General features: G+C 68.8%; 18 protein-coding genes and 5 pseudogenes. 12 read left to right on the top strand and 11 right to left on the bottom strand.

Translation table 11 applies throughout. From position 1 onward, the window contains the following. Window positions 1–60 precede the first annotated feature (60 nt). The gene (locus ACIP8Z_RS33425) at window positions 61–534 is read left to right on the top strand and encodes a DUF402 domain-containing protein (RefSeq protein ID WP_402090107.1); all 474 of its coding nucleotides are present in this window, start codon (window positions 61–63) and stop codon (window positions 532–534) included. Between the two features lie 376 nt (window positions 535–910). Here the strand turns inward: ACIP8Z_RS33425 and ACIP8Z_RS33420 are convergent, their stop codons facing one another. Next, window positions 911–2,533, bottom strand: a complete 1,623-nt coding sequence (locus tag ACIP8Z_RS33420) for a hypothetical protein (RefSeq protein ID WP_402090105.1) — start codon at window positions 2,531–2,533, stop codon at window positions 911–913. A 1,473-nt stretch (window positions 2,534–4,006) separates the two neighbouring features. Here ACIP8Z_RS33420 and ACIP8Z_RS33415 point away from each other — a divergent pair. Both ACIP8Z_RS33415 and ACIP8Z_RS33410 read left to right on the top strand, forming a co-directional pair. After that, complete coding sequence (locus ACIP8Z_RS33415; protein WP_402090103.1) at window positions 4,007–4,345, top strand: MerR family transcriptional regulator; 339 nt, start codon at window positions 4,007–4,009, stop codon at window positions 4,343–4,345. A gap of 243 nt (window positions 4,346–4,588) precedes the next feature. Then, complete coding sequence (locus ACIP8Z_RS33410) at window positions 4,589–4,792, top strand: cold-shock protein (protein ID WP_030556983.1); 204 nt, start codon at window positions 4,589–4,591, stop codon at window positions 4,790–4,792. 191 nt (window positions 4,793–4,983) lie between these two features. Here ACIP8Z_RS33410 and ACIP8Z_RS33405 read toward each other — a convergent pair. Together ACIP8Z_RS33405 and ACIP8Z_RS33400 are read right to left on the bottom strand one after the other, a co-directional pair. Further along, window positions 4,984–5,258 (bottom strand): annotated as a pseudogene (locus tag ACIP8Z_RS33405) (Scr1 family TA system antitoxin-like transcriptional regulator). Window positions 5,259–5,298: 40 nt separating this feature from the next. Further along, window positions 5,299–5,643, bottom strand: coding sequence for a helix-turn-helix domain-containing protein (locus ACIP8Z_RS33400; protein ID WP_402090373.1), 345 nt, complete (start codon window positions 5,641–5,643; stop codon window positions 5,299–5,301). Window positions 5,644–6,144: 501 nt separating this feature from the next. On the opposite strand from ACIP8Z_RS33400, the gene ACIP8Z_RS33395 reads away from it, so the two are divergent. Continuing rightward, a complete protein-coding gene (locus tag ACIP8Z_RS33395) occupies window positions 6,145–6,681 on the top strand; it encodes a hypothetical protein (RefSeq protein ID WP_402090101.1) in 537 nt (178 codons plus the stop codon). Window positions 6,682–7,228: 547 nt separating this feature from the next. Next, window positions 7,229–7,678: a hypothetical protein gene (locus ACIP8Z_RS33390; protein ID WP_402090099.1), complete on the top strand. Its 450-nt coding sequence runs from the start codon at window positions 7,229–7,231 to the stop codon at window positions 7,676–7,678. A 52-nt stretch (window positions 7,679–7,730) separates the two neighbouring features. Here ACIP8Z_RS33390 and ACIP8Z_RS33385 read toward each other — a convergent pair. Further along, a pseudogene (locus ACIP8Z_RS33385) lies at window positions 7,731–8,000 on the bottom strand (hypothetical protein); the annotation flags it as partial. On the opposite strand from ACIP8Z_RS33385, the gene ACIP8Z_RS33380 reads away from it, so the two are divergent. The 3 genes from ACIP8Z_RS33380 to ACIP8Z_RS33370 all read left to right on the top strand — a co-directional run bounded on the left by ACIP8Z_RS33380 (window position 7,948) and on the right by ACIP8Z_RS33370 (window position 10,501). Next, window positions 7,948–8,136 carry an SDR family oxidoreductase gene (locus ACIP8Z_RS33380; protein WP_402090097.1) on the top strand — a complete coding sequence of 63 codons (189 nt, stop codon included), beginning with the start codon at window positions 7,948–7,950 and terminating at the stop codon, window positions 8,134–8,136. The pseudogene ACIP8Z_RS33385 and the gene ACIP8Z_RS33380 sit on opposite strands and share 53 nt — an antisense overlap. A 30-nt stretch (window positions 8,137–8,166) precedes the next feature. Continuing rightward, window positions 8,167–8,604, top strand: coding sequence for an NUDIX domain-containing protein (locus tag ACIP8Z_RS33375; RefSeq protein WP_402090095.1), 438 nt, complete (start codon window positions 8,167–8,169; stop codon window positions 8,602–8,604). Window positions 8,605–9,427: 823 nt separating this feature from the next. Beyond that, window positions 9,428–10,501: a hypothetical protein gene (locus ACIP8Z_RS33370; protein WP_402090093.1), complete on the top strand. Its 1,074-nt coding sequence runs from the start codon at window positions 9,428–9,430 to the stop codon at window positions 10,499–10,501. A 148-nt stretch (window positions 10,502–10,649) separates the two neighbouring features. On the opposite strand, the gene ACIP8Z_RS33365 is transcribed toward ACIP8Z_RS33370, so the two are convergent. Further along, window positions 10,650–11,135: a hypothetical protein gene (locus tag ACIP8Z_RS33365; protein WP_402090091.1), complete on the bottom strand. Its 486-nt coding sequence runs from the start codon at window positions 11,133–11,135 to the stop codon at window positions 10,650–10,652. Between the two features lie 669 nt (window positions 11,136–11,804). On the opposite strand from ACIP8Z_RS33365, the pseudogene ACIP8Z_RS33360 reads away from it, so the two are divergent. Beyond that, window positions 11,805–12,842 (top strand): annotated as a pseudogene (locus ACIP8Z_RS33360) (IS110 family transposase); the annotation flags it as partial. 98 nt (window positions 12,843–12,940) lie between these two features. On the opposite strand, the gene ACIP8Z_RS33355 reads toward ACIP8Z_RS33360, so the two are convergent. After that, window positions 12,941–13,594, bottom strand: coding sequence for a transposase (locus tag ACIP8Z_RS33355; RefSeq protein WP_402090089.1), 654 nt, complete (start codon window positions 13,592–13,594; stop codon window positions 12,941–12,943). Here ACIP8Z_RS33355 and ACIP8Z_RS33350 point away from each other — a divergent pair. Together ACIP8Z_RS33350 and ACIP8Z_RS33345 are read left to right on the top strand one after the other, a co-directional pair. After that, entirely contained in the window at window positions 13,593–14,219 is a 627-nt protein-coding gene (locus ACIP8Z_RS33350) for a hypothetical protein (protein ID WP_402090087.1), read from the top strand. The genes ACIP8Z_RS33355 and ACIP8Z_RS33350 overlap by 2 nt on opposite strands. Window positions 14,220–14,581: 362 nt before the next feature. Then, complete coding sequence (locus ACIP8Z_RS33345; RefSeq protein ID WP_402090085.1) at window positions 14,582–15,112, top strand: hypothetical protein; 531 nt, start codon at window positions 14,582–14,584, stop codon at window positions 15,110–15,112. Window positions 15,113–15,264: 152 nt separating this feature from the next. On the opposite strand, the pseudogene ACIP8Z_RS33340 reads toward ACIP8Z_RS33345, so the two are convergent. The 5 genes and pseudogenes from ACIP8Z_RS33340 to ACIP8Z_RS33320 form a co-directional block, all read right to left on the bottom strand. Further along, window positions 15,265–16,083, bottom strand: a pseudogene (locus ACIP8Z_RS33340) (DUF5954 family protein). A gap of 365 nt (window positions 16,084–16,448) precedes the next feature. Then, on the bottom strand, window positions 16,449–17,018 hold the full coding sequence (locus tag ACIP8Z_RS33335; RefSeq protein ID WP_402090083.1) for a transposase: 570 nt from the start codon (window positions 17,016–17,018) through the stop codon (window positions 16,449–16,451). A 52-nt stretch (window positions 17,019–17,070) separates the two neighbouring features. Next, the gene (locus ACIP8Z_RS33330) at window positions 17,071–17,580 is read right to left on the bottom strand and encodes a DUF6924 domain-containing protein (RefSeq protein ID WP_402090081.1); all 510 of its coding nucleotides are present in this window, start codon (window positions 17,578–17,580) and stop codon (window positions 17,071–17,073) included. A gap of 86 nt (window positions 17,581–17,666) precedes the next feature. Continuing rightward, a complete protein-coding gene (locus ACIP8Z_RS33325; protein WP_402090079.1) occupies window positions 17,667–18,116 on the bottom strand; it encodes a nuclear transport factor 2 family protein in 450 nt (149 codons plus the stop codon). Window positions 18,117–18,240: 124 nt separating this feature from the next. Beyond that, window positions 18,241–18,420, bottom strand: coding sequence for a hypothetical protein (locus ACIP8Z_RS33320; protein WP_402090077.1), 180 nt, complete (start codon window positions 18,418–18,420; stop codon window positions 18,241–18,243). Between the two features lie 92 nt (window positions 18,421–18,512). On the opposite strand from ACIP8Z_RS33320, the pseudogene ACIP8Z_RS33315 reads away from it, so the two are divergent. Continuing rightward, window positions 18,513–19,279, top strand: a pseudogene (locus tag ACIP8Z_RS33315) (transposase family protein). The last annotated feature ends 74 nt before the right edge of the window (window positions 19,280–19,353 follow it).

Raw genomic sequence — 19,353 nt, 5'->3', positions numbered from 1 at the left:
CGCTGAGGCGGTGCCCACCCCGCCAGACGAGCCGGTTGGGCCGTCGCGGAGGAGGGCCTGATGGAGAGCTTCAAGGCAGGCGAGACGGTCGTACGGCGCGACGTGTATCCAACGGGCGGGGCGTGGAGCGAGCACGCGCTGCGCGCCTTCGCCGACACGAGCGAGGTCCTGGTGGCCGCCTGCGCGCCGGGAGCCGAGACCCGCTGGCCGGCCCTGTACGTCAGGGCCCGCGACGACGGCGACCGGTCGGTGCGCATGGAGGCGTTCGATGCGATGGCGACCGGCGCGTGGGAGCCTGCGGACGCGGTGTGGCAGGAGACCGATCTGCTGCTGTGGAAGCCGCCGGCCGCGTGGTTCAGCGTCAACGCCTTCTACACGAGCGCCGCGCTGCGCAACTGGTACGTGAACTTCGCGCACCCCACGCGGCGTACGACGGCAGGGTTCGACACCTTCGACCTCGCCGTGGACCTGGTCGTCGCCCCCGCCCTGACGAGGTGCTTGCGATGCTCACCGAGCGCACCGGGGTCTTCGTGAACGCGGAGCGGTGGGCGGCCTGGCGCTGGGAGCCGGTGTGGCCTACGCCGTGCCTGCTCGGGCTCCGAGCCCCCGCGAACAGCGTTGCACCGGAGGGAGGCTGAACCGTTGTCTGGACGGTTGCGTGCTGCGGGGGACCGGAGGTGTTGCCGGAGGCGGGAGCCCGGCAAATCGGACACGGCTTGTTGTTGCTGGTCAGCGCGGGTGGGCAAGCCGTCCCGCGACGAGGACACCTCTTTCCCACGCGAAAGCCGTGGGGGAGAGGGCCTCTCTACCGCGGGAGCCGGCGTCGGACCCGCTGCTGTCTGCGGCCCGCGTCGAGGGCGGCGGCCTGCCTGGGTTGCTGAATGATCCTGGCCGCACCGTTCAGCGCGGGTTATGCCGGCGGCACGCTCATGCGGTCGAGGAAGTCGCCGAAGGTCTCGTCGAAATCCTCCTTCGCCGCCAGGGCTTCGGCCACAGCATTCCAGCGGCCGGGGTCGGTCCCGCACAGGCACATCAGCGCGTCGGCTGCCACGGGATGCTCGTAGTAGCTGAGTACGGTGTGGGCGGCCAGTTGACGGACCAGGGTGTCGGTGCGGTGCCGAGATCTGAGGATCGCGTACTCGGTCTGGTGGTTGTACAGGCCGTGGTCGCTCTTGATGGCGTCGAGCCACGTCTGCATGACGGCTTCGGGGTCCGCACAGGAGTCAAGCTCTTCGTCGGTGAGGACGCGAGGCACCTCAGACCGGGTGGTGCTGCCCTTGTGCCGAGCGGCCGCTTCCTTGAGCCAGGCCGGAACCTCATCGTCGTAGGTCGTCAGCCATCGCAGCTCGACGGGGTTGAGCTGGTCGAGCACATCGAGCACCAGGCGTCGGTCGAGGTTCGGGTTGCCCGCCAGCGCGGCGAGCGCACCGACCCTGCGGTCGCTGCTCAGGACGAGCTTCGGCGATGGAGGCTCACCCTCGTCGTACTCGGAAGGCCGTTCCACCGCGCTCGGCTCGGGAAGCCCGACGACCAGCTCCCACACCTTCACCAGGTCCTTCGCACTGCCGCTGGTCCACGCCAGATCACGAGCCAGGGACGTCACCTCATACTCGGCAAGGCGCCGCAGATGCGTGGCGTGCAGCAGCCGCCCCTGCTTCACGCAGGAGGCGGCCACCTCCTCCAGCTGCGCCGAGGCCAGATCCCGCAGTCGGGGATGGCGGACCACTCTCCGGGCGATGTGACGAAGCCGCTCTCGCTGGCTCTTGGCGGGCTTCGCGAGTTCCGCCCACTCCGGCAGAACAAGCGCCGGCACACATGCCGCCAGGACCTCATCGGTGAGCTTCTCGGTGTCGACGCAGTCCAGGAGCGCGTGCTGGACCGTGAGGCCGTGCGTCGCATCGTTCAGGAGCTCGGGCCACTTCTCCGGGCACCGCTCCAGCACCATGGCCAGCGTTCCGTGAGACGGCCACGACGCCGACCTCCCAAAGAGGTCCGGCTCCGGCTGACTGCCCGAGGCGAAAGCCTTCAGTTCTGCTGTGACCAGCACCAGATGGCGCTGCAGGACCGCATCGAACAGCCATGGCGGGATCTCCGCCAGGCGGCCCGGATTGTCGTGGGTGGGGCGCTCTGCGGACAACAGGACACCGAGCAGCAAGTCCGAGCCGGCGGACCCGATGACTTCCGTCACCACATCCCGGTGAGCGTCGTTCTGGGCCAGCGCGGCGAGAAGCTCGCTGTTGACCTGGTGGTAGCGAAGGACTGTGGGAACATCCCGCCCGCCCACGAGCCCCTGCCGGATCAGCTCAGAAATCCGGAAGCCGGCCGCCCGGATCAGCCGATCCCGCAGCTCCTGCTCCCTGACCCGGCCGAGCAAAGACGGCAGAGCCTCCATGAACACATCTGCCTGCCATCCCTCCGCGAAGCCGTCCTTGGCCAGCAGACCGTCGAGGACGGCCGGGAACGCTGCCCCCGGTAAATCGTCCCGCTGTGCCAGCCGTGCCCACATCCGGTAGTCATTACGGTTCACCGCCATGCGTACCCTCCCTGCCCGAACGCTGCCGAGACAGAACGCTATGACGACCGTCATCTGCTGCGGGCCGTATTGGAAGAGATCACGCCCGCCGTCGCAATCCCTGCTCGGGACGCTGACTGCGCGGTTCGGGCGCGGCCCTCCCCGCTCCCGCACCGCACCCCCCAAGGAACCACAGGCGCTCCCCGGCGCCGCGCTTCTGAGGCGCTTCGGCCGCCGCAGCCGCATGCTCCGCTGACCGGCTGCGTCGGCGTCTTGGCGCTACCGGGGGAGTAGGCGGCTCAGGTGGCGGGCGACGGCGGTGGTGAGGGCGAGGCGGTTGACCATGGGCCAGCCGAAGCCTCCGGTGCCGCCGTTCAGGTCGGGGGTGCGCATGCGCGGCGCTTGTGGGCTGAGGTCGTGTACGGCCACTTCGATGCTGTCCGGGTGCGAGCGCCGGTACGAGTCCTTCGAGGAACTCCCGAGCCCTGTCGTGGGCGGCGGCTACGGATGTCGCTGAGAGGAGGGGTGCGACTTCGACACTCGTCGTATCCATGAGTGCGCCCCGGTTCTGGATCGTCGACGTCTGGTCCTGTCGGCTTGTGCCCCGGCTGGCGCCCGCTGACCCGGCTCGTCCCGGCATCCATCACCGTTCGAGAGGGATTACCTCGCTGTCGAACGCACGAAAATCTATGTCGGCCGGAGTAGACATCAGACGGTGGCGTGGTTATGGTTTCTCTCGTAGCCCAGAGAGACAGCAGGGCCTGGCAGAGACGAACTGCCGGCAAGCGGTACCAGCAGTACAGGTAGTTGCAGTTCGCAGGACGGTGCGGCGGTGGAGTTCCGAAGCCAGGGAATTTGCAGGACGGCGACGGGACTGACGGCCGGACCGGGTGGCCCGCAGTGATCAGGGGCCGCCGCAGCGCGGGACCGCGGTCATGGCAGGTGCGGTACCCGTGAGTGCAGTGCGCAGTACCCAGCAGTGAGTCAGTGAGCGGTACCCCTGGTGAAGGCGTCGGGCTGCGGGCGCGCGCACCGGGAAGTTCGGCAGTGGGGTTCTAAGCCAGAGCAGACGCAGGATGGGCGACGGGGCTGGCTGCCGAAGAGTGGCGCTGTCACAGGCCACTTGAGCAGTTCGCATCACCAGCAGTACGCAGTACCAGCAGTACGCAGTAGAGCAGTACCAGCAGTAGGAAGTTCCCGGTTGGTAGGTAGTTGACACCGAGGGAAGAGCGGAGGGACGAGGCGCCATCAGGATCGCCCGGACGCCACGCGAGTCCGGGTACCGCAGGACATCGATAGTGAGGTGGTCTCCGGTCGAGCAACCGCGATCCCCGCACTCCCGACAGCAGCCAGGTCGGGTGGGCGGACACAGGAGGCCGGCGCAGAATCAGGGCCGGCAGATGGTGTAGTTCCTTCGGGGCCCTGGTGTCGTACGCACCAGGGCCCCTCCCCACGTTCTGACCCCTTTCCCCACCTGTTTCGCAGTGAGGTGCGATGACAGCAGGCGACTCGTACGGCCGTCTCGACGACGACGGCTACCCCGCCTACACGATGGGCCGGGCCGCCGACATGCTCGGCACTACACCGAACTTCCTCCGCGCCCTCGGCGAGGCACGCCTCATCACCCCGCTGCGCTCCGAGGGCGGACACCGCCGCTACTCCCGCTATCAGCTGCGCATCGCCGCCCGCGCCCGGGAACTCGTCGACCAGGGCACCCCTATCGAGGCCGCCTGCCGCATCATCGTCCTCGAGGACCAGCTCGAAGAAGCCCAGCGCATCAACGCCGCACACCGCCGCGGCGCCGAAGCGGCCGACTCGCCGACGGCGGCCTGAGATGGTGGCGCGCGCCCGCCGGACCGGCCGGCCCCAGGCAAGTCGGGGCGCGGGGCATAAGGCGTTTCCCGTGGTGACAGGGCGTATGGACGTGTAACGTCCCCGTTAGCTGTCGTGGTTCGGAAGTTCCCTTGCCCACGCCTTCGGCGTGGGCGTTTTGCTGTGCTGTGCCGCAGGAACCAGGGCGATCACCTCCGCCTCCCATACCGTGTGGGCGGCGTTCATCGACTGGAAGGCATGAACATGGCTACGGGAACTGTGAAGTGGTTCAACGCGGAGAAGGGTTTCGGCTTCATCGCTCAGGACGGCGGCGGCCCGGATGTCTTCGCCCACTACTCGGCGATCAACTCGACGGGCTTCCGTGAGCTCCAGGAGGGCCAGATGGTGACGTTCGACGTCACCCAGGGCCAGAAGGGCCCCCAGGCGGAGAACATCAACCTCGCCTGACCTTCCCTACCTTGCCGTGAGGACAGGGGCCGCGATCCGGACAACGGAATCGGGGCCCCTTCGCACACCCTGGACGGGCACGCTGTCTTTTCTGGCCCGTGCCGGAATGGGGCGTGCGGTACAAGCCTCGGTCCCCGTGGGGGGACGCAGTTCGGTTGGGGCCGCCCCCGCACTGCCTTCCGGCGGGCGCGTCACCGTCCGGCGGTGGTCAGCCACCCGAACGGGCGGAGCTTGGTGGCCTCGGTGATGAAATGCCGGGTGTGGTCCGGGCTGAGGGCCTGATTCTGCACGCGGGCGTGCATCGCGTTGTACTGCTGCACGGCGGCAGGCCGTTCCAGGAGGAGGCCGCTGGTGAACCTCTCCAGGTACACCACTGTCTGACGGCTGTCGCGGAACTCCAGGACGGAGAACTGCCCCAAGAGGTTTGGGGGGCGCCCGCAGTGTGGGGGAGGAGCTGAACGGTGATGTGCGGCTCGGTGCTCAGCGTGTGCAGGTGTTCCAGTTGCTCACGACCGCGGCCGCGTAGGCGGGAGTCTGCAGCAGAGCGGGATCACCACGGACTGGTAGGTGTGGATGGAGGCGGCTTCCGTTTCCAGGTCGATGTGGACGCTGTGGGAATGTCGCCGTAGGCGTGCCACCAGCCCTGTCGGCTCGACTCTCTGGCGGAGCTCCGTCAGGGAGTCGACGACATTCTGGTCGGTGACGCCGTAAGGCTTGCACAGGTCGCGCACGTCGCGGGGGCTGACGGCACGGCGGCCGGTCTCCATGTGGCTCACCTTGGGCTGGGAGATCAGCAGGTGCGCCGCCACCCGTGTGCCGGTCATGCCGCTGGCCATGCGGAGCCGGCGCAGCTCCGCTCCCAGACCGGCTTGTGCCGGTGCGACTGGGCGGAGCTGATGGGCTCGGTGCGGCCGGGTACCGGCGCCCTGGCGGATCTGCTGCTGTACGCCGGTGCCGCGGCGACGGGTACCGGCTACGCCCTGCGGATCGGGCAGGTGCCTGACGGAGGGTCGTTGTTCGCCGTCACTGGCGGTCTACCACCGGCTCCAAACCACTGCGTACGCCAGGTTGGCACGGAGCACCGGCTGATGATCACGCGCCGTGCCGCAGGGGCCCCGGCGGCGGCCAGAAGCGGATTGTGACCGCGTATTTTGCCGCTCAGTGAAGATCAGCTTCGAGGCCGGCTCCCAGCAGCTCAAGGCACTTGAAAGAGCTCACCATTCCTGACAGACAGCAGTATTTCGGTTGACCCGATGATGGTAGCTTCATCACGGATTTGGCCCGTGGAGCCACTCTCGATGATCATGTGATCATCAGGGCGGTTCCTGCCGCCCGCACGACCTGGGGGTTTCATGCGCAAGTCCGTTTCCACCATCCTCACCGCTGTCGCACTGACCGTCGGCAGCACCGTGGCTCTCGCCACTCCAGTCAGCGCGGCCACGAGCAGCGAGCCGGGTCCCATGGTCATGGCTGCCGGCACCCAGATCTGTTACAAGGCGCACGTGCAGAACGTCGGCTGGGAAGAGCCCCTGGCCTGCGACGGCCAGCAGGCCGGCACCACGGGCCAGGCCCGCAACATGGAGGCGTTGGCCATCCAGTCCAAGGGCGTCGGACAGCTGTGCGCGTGGGCTCACGTTCAGAACCAGGGCTGGGATGACGTGCCGTCGTGCACCGACTACGACGGGCAGATGGTGGTCGTCGGCACCGTCGGCCAGAACCGCGCGATCGAGGCCGTCTACGTCGAGGTGAGCCTTGGCGGCGTCGCCGCCAAGGCCCACCTCCGCAACTACGGTTGGACGGAGTGGACCCCCTACAGCCACTACGTCTCCATCGGCACCACCGGCCAGAACCGTCCGATGGAGGCCATCAAGCTGGCCGTGCAGCGGTAAACGCGGGCACAAAAAAGGGGAGCGGGCGGCGGGCACGGAGACAGCCCTTCCCGCCGCCCGCTTCGGGATTCCCGGCCCGCGCACGCGCACAGACGGCACCTGGGAGGCGATCCTGACCGGCGCCGGACGCCGCCGGCGAAATCGACTGGACCGTGTCCTGGGGCCGGGATACCGCTGTCCGCGTCCGCGCGAGGTGGGCGAGGAGCCGGTCAGGTCCCCAGACCGCGATCCCCCGTTTCCCGGCCTCATGCCTGCCGGCCTCCGCAGTGTGAACACGAGGTCAATACGACCCCGCCATTCATCTCGGCTGTCACCACGAGTTCGGACCCGGCGCAGTCCGATATATCTGCGACTTGCCACACGCCGCTGCGGTCGACGACCTTGCCGTCCGCCGGGGCCACCGGAGAATGCCTGGCGCTTCTCCGAAGGCGCCGTCGTCGGGCTCACTGGCACTGAGAGCTCGTCGCCGATCCGCCCACGCTTGCCTGCGTCGGCCGATTGAGGAATTCGGTTGCGGTGGATCAGGCGGATGCGGTGATACTCCGGCATGAGTAGAGACGCCGAGGTCATCGTGCTCGCCCGCTGGTCGGACGAGGTAATGGCACCGCTGACCCAGGACGACCCGGAACGCACATGGCAAGGCCGTTTCGTCCCGATAGAAGGGCACTGGGGCTACGAGTTCGGATGGGCCCTGGAGCTCCAGAAGGTGCATGCCCGCAAGGGCCTGCTCAGGCACCTGGAATCGCTGCCGTGGCCGCATCCGCATACGGTGCAAGTTCTGCTTCGCGACCAGGACGACGACTGCTTCGGGCTATGGATGTTCCAGGAGGGCCGGCTGGTGGAAGTCTCCATTCCGCGCACCGAGCGCTTCCACCAGCCGGCACCGCCCAATGAGGACTTCGAACCCGACCCGGGCATGCTGCTGCGCACCGACCAAGACAGGGCTCTGCCCGAGCAGACCCCGGAAGCGCGCCGCGACACCCGCTCACCCTGGTAGACCGAGTTCGACAGCTCATCTTGGGACGTCGGGGCTGTGGACGCGCGCGTACTCAGCGAACTGCGTCACCACTACCCAGGTGCCGACATGTTCTGAGCGGGGCGTTTCCCTGCGGACGGAGCCATAGCCGGACAGCAGCCACGGTGACTGTCCCGTGGAAGGCGTACGCCCGCTTGTCGAAGCGCATGGCGAGGGCTCGGAAGCTCTTGAGCCGGTTGATGGTCCGCTCGACCTCGTCGCGGCGGCGGTAGATCGTCTTGTCGAAGCCTGTGGGCCGGCCTCCTTGGCTGCCGCGGCGCCGGCGGTTGGCCCGCTGGTCTCTGATCAAGCGTCAGTGCGTCCCGCGCCGTGGCCGGCCCGAGGACGTCGCGGCCCTGGTGGCGTTTCTCGTGAGCCCCTCCGCCTCGTTCATCACGGGGCAGTCCGTCCACGTCGACGGCGACCGGCTGCTCCACTGAGACCGTCAACAAGCAAGGAGACGAACCGAAATGATCGAACGAGTCCGCGCCGTCCTCGTCACCCCCGACGACACGATGCTGGTCATCCGCCGCACCAGGCCCGGCATCCCCGAGTACTGGGTCCTGCCCGGCGGCGGCGTCGAGGCCGGCGACGCGTCCCGGGAGGCCGCCCTCCACCGGGAGATCCACGAGGAGATCGCGGGAAAGGCCGACATCATCCGCCTTTTCCACACGATGGAGTCCGACGATGAGCGCCAGCTCTTCTACCTCGCCCGCATCGCGACCTGGTCCTTCGACGACCGGACGGGTCCCGAGTTCAGCGCCGAGGGCCGCGGTGAATATGCGCTGGAGGAGATCCCGCTGACCGTGGAGGGGATCGACGGCATCGACCTCAAACCCGAGGAGATCGCTCGCCTGCTGCGGGGAGCCGTCAGCGCCGGAAGCCTCGGAGCCGAGACGTCACTCTGAGCCTTCGAGCACATCCACGCCACCAGGGCCGACCCTGAGAGGAGCCGGCCCCGGTGGCATTCCCATGCACCAGCGGCCTGGCGCCACGCCTGCCGGAGGCCTCCCTGTCCGGAGAGCAGACCAGGAGGCAGTTCTGTGACCAGCCCAGGTCGCTTCGGGCAGTGGCTCGAGACGGACTCTGTCAGTTCCGCCGCAGTGGCGTGCCAGGAAATCCTCGCACCAGGCGTAGTTCTTCAGCTGTACGAGGCAGCCTTGTACCGGCTCGGGTTCTACCTGACCCATGACCGCTTGCACGAGCTGCGAACATGAGGGATCCGGTGGCCGCAGGACTACGGCATGGCCGTCCACTAACCAGTCGTCGCCCAGTACGGGCCGCAGGAGACGGGCGGGAAGCGGCTGAAGGGCCGTGTGACGGAGCCGGCCGCCTGGGCTGGCAGCACGCCGCTGAGCAGTGGACGGTCGCCCTCGAGTGGCACGGCTTCACCTCTGTGCGGACCGACGTGCTGCCCGACCTCGGCTTTGCCGTGCTTGGCACATTCCTGGTGATCGCCACGACACGGCAAGCGTCATGTACCGCCTTCAATCGCAGACAGGGAGCGCATGTGCCGCCAGTCGCGACTACCCCAGCGCAGCACCCCTCAGTCCTTCGGATCCAAGGCCCTGACGCGCCCCTGCGTCTTTGATCTGAAGGACTAAGATCGTTCCTGGCATCACCATGGAAAGCGGTCATCCTCCGGCGATGTGCGGAGAGCACTGAAGCAGCGGTGGACCCCCGCGCGGTAGACACCGTAGCGGCCGTGCTGTCCTCAGTAGCGTCTTGGGCATGCCTCGAAGTGAACCCAGCAAGGCTGATCAGGAGCTGATCCGGCATGCCCGCGTGCAGGGCCATACGGTCGGTGCAAGTCAGCTCGAACGATGGCGTCGACGCGGCCTGCTGCCGCAGCCAACGCGTATCTACCGTGGCCGGCACGGTACTGCGTCGGTCTACCCGGACGGGACGGACGACCTCGTTTGTGCACTCGCCCGGCACAGTGTCCCGGGACGGCGGAGCGACGACCTGGCACTTCTGGCGTTCTTCGACGGCGCCGATGTCCCAGAAACGGCACTCAAACTCGCGATCGCCCGCACGTACTTCAACAGCCGCCTCCGCCACGAGAACGTGATCGCCCAGGCCATGGCACGTGTCCCTGAAGGATGGGAGTCAGCGCTCGGCAAGGAGTATGAGGCGGCGGAAGCCGAAGCCCGGACCGATCTGGCCAGAGGCGGACGGGCGGTACGCCAGATGAGGATCAACCTGCGCCGCCTTCCGGACCTCGCAGGTGCTCCGCAGCGCGAGGTCGACGCGCGGCTTCTCGGCGTCCTTGTGGGACTGAACAGGTTGCGCCTGCCCGAGGACGATCACGAGTTCATGGCTGACCTGTCAGCAGCACTGGCCTTTGACTGCGCTCAGGACAACGATGACGTTCTTGCCGTGTGGGAGTACGCGGCTGTCTCCCACTCGTCGCAGATGGCCCGCTACGAGGAAACCTCTCCCGAAGAGCGCTTCGGTCTGCTTCTCGAGACGAGCCGGGAAGAACTTTGTAGTCTCAGGGAAGAGGTACGGACAGCCGTCGACCGGATGTGGCACCGCGCGACCTGGGGCCTGGAACCTGAAGCAGATTTTTCCCGCCCCTCGATGGCCCGGAACTCGGCCGGCATGTTGATGGAGTGGATGAGCGCACGACAAGTCCAGCCAGGGAGAGTCTCTATGGCTGACCGCTACGTCCTGAGCCTTGGCCACCTCAAGTTGTGCTGTCTTGCCGCCGAGCGCAGCGCGGGTGGAGCATGGCAGCATCCGGCAGGGGAGGGCCGTGCGGGATTTATCGCCCGTACTGCCGGGCCTCGGCACGCAACCTGAGCGTCGACCGTCTGGCAGGCGGCCGTTCCTCCCGCTGCCACCGTGTCCTGACGAAAATACGAACCCGGCACCCTCACTTGCATGGACATGATGCTCCGCTTGATCCGGCGCCGATCGAGCGGATCCCTGAGGACGTGCACAGCCGACTTCAGGCGGCCACGAGCCCGTCAGAGGTGCCAAAGGCGCAGTCGAACGTCACAGCGCGCACGGCGGGGACGAGGAGGTAGGGCGTCCCGGAGCCGGCAGTCGTTCGGGGACCTTCTTGCCCGTAGCCGAGGGCGTCGTAGGGGGTGAGGAGGTCGAGGTTGTCGAAAACATAGTAGAGGGGGAGCAAGGTCCAGGCGACGAGCTGGAGATGGGCGTTGACTGCGGCGCGCTCGACGACGTGCCGCCGGCTTGTGCGACTGGTCATACGGCTCTTGCAGTCGATCAGGACCACCTGCCGCTCACGGGCGGCGATGAGGTCGGGAGTCCAGCGCAGCGAGCTGGTGGTGTGGTGCAGGGCGAGCCGTACGGGCTCGCCCATGATCCCTTGGCCCCAGGGGCTGACGTGCCAGCCACGTTGGTTGAGTTCGTGGGTGACGCGCTGTTCGTGGGCGTCCCCGATCGCCTTCCTTTGCTGAAAGCTCGGCATACGGGGGAGTGTGGCGCACCTCGGCCCCGGTGAAACAGCAACCGCTCCCCGGCCCCGTACGGTTCGGCCACACCCTTCCCGCGTACGTGGCCGTTCGCGGTTGTCCGTGGGTGTCCGGCCACGTCCGACTGGGTCCGGCCACGTCCGGCTCTCACCGGCCGGAACGTGGCTGGATCCAAACCCCTTCGGTACGCCGGCGGCCCCCGAGATCTGCCTGTCCGCGCCTGGACCGCCTCCCCATCTGCCTGGTCGCCCTGGTACGGCTAGAGCGCATCTCCACTCGGCAGGAATCCCCTTATCGCCCGGAACGGTCACTTCCTGCGCATCGGACTGCCTCCGTCGCCCGCCACGCGGTCCACGACGGCATCGCCGACCGGGCTGAGCACTTCCTCGTCTTCGCGGGTGTTTCCGCGGCCCTCAGCTGCCACCGCCGACTCGTCCGTGCAGACGCGCAGAACCGGTCAGCGTGAGCCTGCTCCAACGCTGCGAGCCCAGACCTGGATGGCACTACCTCAGGCTCGGCCGCGGTCGGCTCGGATTGGTTCTGTACGCTGTTCAGGCCCGACCAGGCCATGGCGCCCGGCTGACTGTCGGTCAGGAACCCCTGGATGACTGGCCCGAGGACGTCGGAGAGTTCGTAGGCGCTGCGGAACGGCAACGCATCCGCGGTCATCGGTGCGGGTGGTCGTCGACCAGCCGCCTTCCATCGGGGCCCTGCCGCTGGCAGTCGCCCGGAACGCGAGCTGCCAGGTCGCCTACCTGCCCGGACTCACGGTGCGACGGATCGCCGATCTTTACCCCGGCGAGGCGAAAATCGATGCCCGCGATGCGTTCATCATCGCGGAGGCCGCCAGAGCGATGCCCCGCATCCTGCGGACGATCGATCCCGCGGACGAGACGGTTGCCGAGCTCACGATGATCGCCGGGTTCGACGACGATCTCGCGGGTGAGTCCACCCGGATCGCCAACCGGCTCCGCGGCCTGATCACCCAGATCCACCCTTCCGTGGAACGGCTGCTTGGCCCGCGGATCCAGCACCCGGCCGGGCTCAAACTGCTGGGCCCGTACGGCTCCCCGGCCCAGATCTGCAAAGCCGGACGCCGTCGCCTCGTGGCCTTGATACGTGCCCACGCACCGCGGATGGCCGAGCGGCTGGTCGAGGATGTCTTCACGGCGCTCGACGAGCAGACCGCCGTCGTCCCGGGTACGGAGGCCGCCGCGCTGATCGTCCCCAGCCTCGCCGGCTCGCTCCAGTCCGTGCTTGACCAGCGAAAACGTCTGGCCGCCCGGATCGAGGAACTCCTGGAGGCCCACCCTCTTTCCCAGTTCCTGATCTCGATGCCCGGTATCGGGAGCAGGGCCGCCGCCCGCGTCCTCGTCGACGTCGGCGACGGCAGCGGATTCGCCACCGCCGGACACCTCGCCGCCTACGCCGGCCTAGCGACCGTGACCCGCAGTTCCGGCTCATCCATCCGCGGCGAACATCCATCCCGGCGAGGCAACAAACAGCTCAAGAGAGCCTTTTACCTCGCCGCGTTCGCCTCGCTCTCCCAGCCAGAGTCACGCGCCTACTACGACCGCAGACGCCGCGAGGGCAAACACCACACCGCCGCCCTCATCGCACTCGCCCGACGCCGCGTCGACGTCCTCTTCGCCATGCTCCGCGACGGCACCTTCTACCAACCACCCACACCAGCTACGGCTTGACGAAAACCAGAGAGGCACCCTTTTCGCGCGCACCGATGCCGCGTCGACGATCACAGAGCTCCAGTCGAGTCCGCCGCGGGTTCCGATCTCGTCCAGAATCACGCGATGCAGGCGACGCCATACCCGGATGCGGTCCAGAGGGAGAGCCTCCGGTGAGCCGTCGCCGACGACACTCCCAATGTCGGTGGCAGATACCGCCACACGCACCCGCTGGTCAGCACGTACACGACGGCCGTGAACACGGCACGTTGGTCGACCGGCGCGGAGCCACCGCCCTGCGGGCGCAAGCGGAAGGACGACAGCACCGGCTCGACCGATGCCCACGAGTGTCGGCCGCACCGTGCCCGGGGGTTGGGCTGGAGCGCCGCGTCCTCGGCACGGGCGAGCCCACGACGTCGGGGTGGCTCTCCAGGGCTCGCGCGGAGTCGCGCAGTTCCGGTGGAGGCAGGCCACACCGTGCGCAGAACTCGCCCCCAGCTCGACAGCCTCCTCGCCCCCTGACCCGGTCGGTCAGGTCCTCCGCGAACGCGAACCCGAGCGTGGCTGCCGCGCCGGTCCAGCGGAATCGTGAAGGGTCGGACGCGCCGTGGAGACAAGACCGGTTCGGTGGAGAGGTGACACTTCCAGCGTCCGGCAGAGACCCGGACTGCCGCTGGTTTGGCAGACCCAGAAGCGGCAAGCCGGATCGTAGGCGCGCTCAGCAAGCAGTCCCGAACAGCAAGCCAGGAGCCCCCATCCAGGAAGGCAGTCATGTCGACCCTGACCACAGTTCTCATCATCGTGGCGCTGGTCGCGGTGGTACTGGTGGCCGGTGTCCTGATCCGGACCCGCACGGGCACGGGCAGCGGCACGCGCTCCCTGAAGCGCAGTTTCGGCCCCGAGTACGATCGCAGCTTCGAACGGCACGGCGGTGACGTCGAAGCCACCCACCGCGACCTGCGTGAGCGGGTCGAGCGCTACGGCCGCATCCGCCCGCTGCCGCTCGAACCGGCGGTCCGTGAGCAGTACACCGCTCAGTGGACCACGCTGCAGGAGCGCTTCGTCGACGCGCCGGCGCAGGCCGTCGCCGACGCCGAACAACTCCTCATCCGAGTCGCCGCGACCCGGGGCTTCCCGGATCCCGACCGGCGCGACGAACAGCTCGCAGCCCTGTCGGTACACCATCCGCACCACGTGGAGGGCCTGCGGATGATCCACCGGGCGACGCGTTCCGGGTCCGCCTCCACCGAGGAGCTGCGCGAGGCGCTGGTGCAGGCACGCGCCCTGTTCGAGGACCTTGCCGGCGCCGGGACCACGGCGGGCGCCGACGGCCGACGGCACTCCGCGCCGGTGCGGGGTCGCGTACCTCTCCTCAAGCCGAAGGGAAGTGGTGCCTGATGGCACGCGAGAAGCAGGAACGGTGGACAGTGGGCAGCGAGGGCGAAGAGGCACGGAGCGAAGCCGCACCCCCTCCGCCCCCGGGGCCCCCGCCGCCCCTGAGGACCACCGGCACGCCGAGCGGGTCCGCCGCACCGGCGCCCGCCGACCGCGGGGGAACTCCCTCCGCCGCCGTTCCCGCCCCGCGCGCCGCCTCCGCCGCGCCCGACGGCGGGACCCTCTCCGCCGCCGTCCCCGCCCAGCGCGATGGCGGCGCCACACCGCCGCCCCCCGCAGGTTCGCACTCCCCGAGACCGCCGGTGGCCACATCTCCGTCGCCCGCCCCGACATCCGGGCCGGCGTCGGCAGAGGTCCGGCAGCCTGTGGTCCCGTCCGGCGACCCCGGTGCCACGGGCCGGAGCGGCGGGAGCCGCACGCAGGCTTCCGTCACGCCCCCCGCCGCGCCGCGCGGACGGACCACGACAGAGCGACCGGCCGACGGCCAGGCCTCCGGCGGCGACCGGAGCCCGGGACACGCCGACCGAGGTGATCACACGGTAGGCGGCGGTACGGGCGACCGGTCGGGCACGCACCACCGGTCGGCAGCCGACGAATCCGCGGACGGCTCCGCCGGGCAGCTGCTCGGCGTCGACGAACGCGACCGTCTCGGAGAACGCCTGCACCACGCCCTCGCGAGCTTCGTCGACTCTCCCCACGACTCGGTGGTCGAGGCGGCGGAACTGCTTGAGGAGACCGAACGCCACCTCGTCGCCGCTCTGAGGGACCGGCGCACCGCCCTGCGGGCGGGATGGCAGGAGGACGGCGACCAAGGGCGTGTCTCCCAGGACACCGAGCAGCTCCGGCTCACCCTGCGGACCTACCGCGAGGTGACGGAACGGCTGCTCCGGGCATGACCCGGGAACCATCCGCCTCGTGTCGTGGGAGGAGCCCCCTGGACCCCCAGGGGGCTCCTCCCACGAAACGGCCCCGCCCCGGCGGGGGCGGCTCGCCGACACGGCCGACACTCCTCGCTGTTTCGCGCGGGCGGTGAGGCCCGCTCACGCGGTCACGAGGAGGCTTCGCCCTCCACGGACTCCTCGAAGTGGACGGTGTCGTATTCGTCGAGGCGCGGATGGAGGGCGTCGGGGGCGTGGGTGTTGATGTCGGACGGGCGTGGACATTCCGGTCCGCCGGGGCCCCAACGCAGGAGCCGGCGGGTGCGACCGATCCGGGAGACGGTGCCATGCACCTCGACCTCGTTGAGCCGGCCGGCTCGGAGTCGGTCCGCGGCGTCGGCGAACGCTGCCAGCTCCGTCACTGCCGGGCTGGTGTTCTCGGCGACGAAGGTGTGGGCGTCGATGTCTGTCTCGGCGGCGTAGGGGATCAGGCCGCGCGTGCGCGGTTCCATCCAGGTCAGGGCGAAGGCGAGGGTCCGGCGTGCGTCGTGGGCGGCGGCCTGCAGCCCGCCTTCCGGTGTTCAGGGCTCGTTGCCGTGCCACTCGACGATCAGGAACGCCGCCGACATGAGCACGACGACGTCGGGGTGGGTCTCCAGGGCCCTCGCGGAGTCGTGCTGTACAGGCTCGGGGGAACCTGACGCCGGTGTAGGCAAGAGAACGCAGGGCAAGGCGTTCCGGCGCCTGGAGCGGGGAGATAGGTACGTCCAGGTCCAGGACGAGGCCGTCGTCGACCCACGGACTGCGGGCGCCGGCGCCGGGGCTCCAGTCGGGGGTGAGGGGTTCGGGGTCGGTGGGCGGGGCGTTTCGATGTCGCCGTGCGCATCGCGGGCCGCGTACTCCTCAGCCCGCACCACGCGGTGACGGGTGTCGCCCGGGCACCACCCCGGCCGCCGAGACCACCGCGGCTGCCTCGCCGTCCCCGGCAGCGGACCCGGCGCCCGCTGCCGGGGAGATCGCAGTCGTCCGCCCAGTCCCCGCCCCGGCGTCCGCCACCAAGACGGGGAAGATCGCCAAGCTGCTGATCACCCTCCTGGCGCTCACGGTGGTGCTCCTCATCGGACGCTGGGCCGCCATGCCCGATCCGGACAAGGACATCCTCGGGCCCCAGACCACCGGCCCCCAGGCCACCGGCGAAACCCAGCCCGGTGCTACCGAAGGCGCCGGCGAGGGCGGTGACACGGGCAACGAAGAGTCACGCCAGGACACGCCCCCGCCATCCGCTGACCCGACGGCGACAGGAAACGACGACAAGCCGCAGGACTCCCCACCCACTGGTACCGGTGACCTCGGATTACCCGCGCCGGACGCGTCGTCCGGCACCAGGAACACCACCGCCCCGAGCGGGCGGGCGACGCCGGACAAGACACCCTCGGGTTCCCCGGCTCCGACCACGGCCCCCTCGACGGCGACCCCGACGACCGCGCCCCCCACGGCCCCGACGACGGCGTCGCTCGGCGAGGAAGGGCGCACCGCGTGCGCTGACTACGGGCCCAACCGCAGAGTGATCCTGGCCAAGGGCATGGTCGGCACCAACGTTTCTCAGGTGCAGTGCCTGCTCAACCACAACTACGACTACACCCTCCCCGAGGACGGCGTGATCGCCCTCGGCGTCGGCCTGGGCGAGCAACGCGGTGAAGACTCTCTTCCAGGTGCCGTTGGCCGCCCACTTTCGCAGCCTGTTGTGGACGCCCTTCCACGAACCGAAGTGCTCGGGCAGGTCCGTCCAGGGGATCCCCGTGCGGTACTTGAACACGATCGCGTCGATCACCTGCCGGTGATCCCGCCAGCGCCCGCTCCGCCTCGGCGTCCGATCCGGCAATAACGGCTCGATCCGCGCCCACTGCGCATTACTCAACGACACGCCCGGACGAACGCCCCGCACCTTCGAAGGCAACGGCTGCCCGCTGCACCCGTCAGACGGGCCGCAGGACCAGATCAGGCTCTGCGGAAGCGGCCGCAGCGAATTCGGCGAAGCCCATGTTGCCGAGCGTCACGTTCACATGGACCGCGTGCACCGCGGCGGGCGCGGCCCGAAACTCCCGGGGCTCCGGCGACTCGATGAGTTCCTGGTAGTAGACGGGATCAAGATCACCCTCGTCCTCCCGGACCGTTGACAGAGCCAGCAACCCTCGCGTCGGCGACTCCATCGTGTGACGGTCGGCGACGAACACGACACTCAGGTATTCGTCTTCGTCCACGGCGGCAAGAACCTCATCAGCTGTCGCCCCTGACCAATCAGGCGCGTCGACCACCTGCACACGTGCGGGAAACTCGCCGTCCGGACCCCACGGCCGGCGAAGCTCCCCGACCAGCACAGTCCACGACTCGTTGTCGCTGAAATCGGTCCTGATGACGAGAGCGTCGAACGTGTCGCGTCCGACGATCTCAGGAAACACTCGCTCAAGGCCCTCCGGCATCGTCATGCCCAGGACTCTCCCACGCCGCGCCGGCAACCAGCTCCCTCGGGTGTGATCCAGAGGAAACGGCCTAGCCGGGTTGGGCCACGCAGTCAGGACTGGTCGGGGTGGCTGAGTCGTGCCGTCTCGCCGCCGAATGGTAGGTGCGTGACTCGGCTGGTGAGGAGCCAGGTGTCCTCGATCTTCCGGAACGTGTCTTCGTAGTGGCCCACGTTGGCGGGGAGCCTCGGGGGCACCATGCCATCGGTATAGCCGTCGACTCGGTAAGTGGCGAAGTAAGAGGTGGCCGTGGCCGTCGACGCGGAGTTCACCGTGACCAAGATGTTCGTGGACATACGGCGTGACAGCCGGTCCTTGGGCCGCGAACCGAAGTAGCTGCGGAGCGCCTCACGCCCTTCCACCTTGCGGTCGCCGTGAGGCCACTCCCACACCCCGTCAGGCGTGAAGAGGTCCGCCACACTGCTCGGATCTCCCAGGTCAAGACGGCGCACGAACTCGACGATCAGACGCTCGCAGGCTCGCTCCGCGAAGAGACGTTCCATCGAGTCAAGGGCTTCAGTTGGCACCATCAATTGCTACCAGCCCTCTATGGGGCACCGCGATAGCTTTTCGGCTCCCGGCTCCCACGGCCCTGAACGCGACACCATCTTCGACGTGGCACGACGGTCAGAGCCGCTCGACGGGTCGCTCCAGGAGCCGGCGGGCGGAGTCCGCGTAGCGCATCGCGGTCTTCTCGTCGAGCCCGAACACCTCGGCGAGGGGGAGCGGGCCGGGCCCGTGGGTCAGGGCCTCTTCGAGTGGCCGGTCGACGCGGAGCCGTTCCAGCGTCGCGTCCTGCCCGCGCATCGCGGCGCTGATCCAGTGATTGCTGGCGCGGCTGGTCTCCGTGGCGGTCTAAAGGGTGTTGCAGAAGGCTCAGTTCCGGGCATTTTCCCTGTATGGGTGGGGTGTTGCGGGCTGAGCCGGTGTGGGTCGAGACGTTCACGGGCTTGCGGATCGACCGGTTCGCGAAGCTGGTGAAGGTAGTGAAGGAGCGGGGCGGGAACGGTCCCGGTGGTGGTCGGCCGTGGTGCCTGCCGCTGGCCGACCGGGTCCTGCTGGTGGCCGTCTACTACCGGACCAACCTCACCATGCGGCAGCTCGCCCCGCTCTTCGGGCCCCGGCCACCGTCTGCCGGGTCATCCAGCGCCTGCGTCCGTTGCTGGCCCTGGAGCCGGCCCCGCGGCCGGTCGCCGACGTGGACCGGCTGTGGATCGTGGACGGAACCTTGATCCCGGTCCGCGACCGGACAGTGGGAGCCTCCTCCCGCAACTACCGGTTCTCGGCGAACGTGCAGGTCATCATCGACGCGGACAGCCGCCTGGTGATCGCCTCGGCCCGGCCGGCGCCGGGGAACAAGGCCGATGCCCACGTGTGGCGGGAGTCGGGGCTGCCGACCGCGGCAGCCGGGACGACGGTGATCGCGGACGGCGCCTACCTCGGCACCGGCCTGATCGTCCCGCACAGGAAGAGAGCCGGTCGCCCCCTCCTGCGTGGCCAGGAGGAAGACAACGCCGAACACCGACGCGTCCGTGCCCGCGTCGAGCACACCTTCGCCCGGATGAAGAACTGGAAGATCCTGCGCGACTGCCGCCAGAAAGGAGACGGCCTCCACCACGCGGTCCAGGCCGTCGCCACCATGCACAACCTCACCATGACACGGTGAAACAACAGGTCAGACGCCACTTCGACCTGCCGAAGCCGGACCTTCTGCAACACCCTTTAGGCCGCACTCGAAGG

This window comes from Streptomyces sp. NPDC088553 (genome assembly GCF_044752965.1).
Taxonomy (GTDB): Bacteria; Actinomycetota; Actinomycetes; order Streptomycetales; family Streptomycetaceae; genus Streptomyces.
Note: the sequence above shows the minus strand (reverse complement) of the source record. Positions and strands in the feature narration are given on the sequence as shown.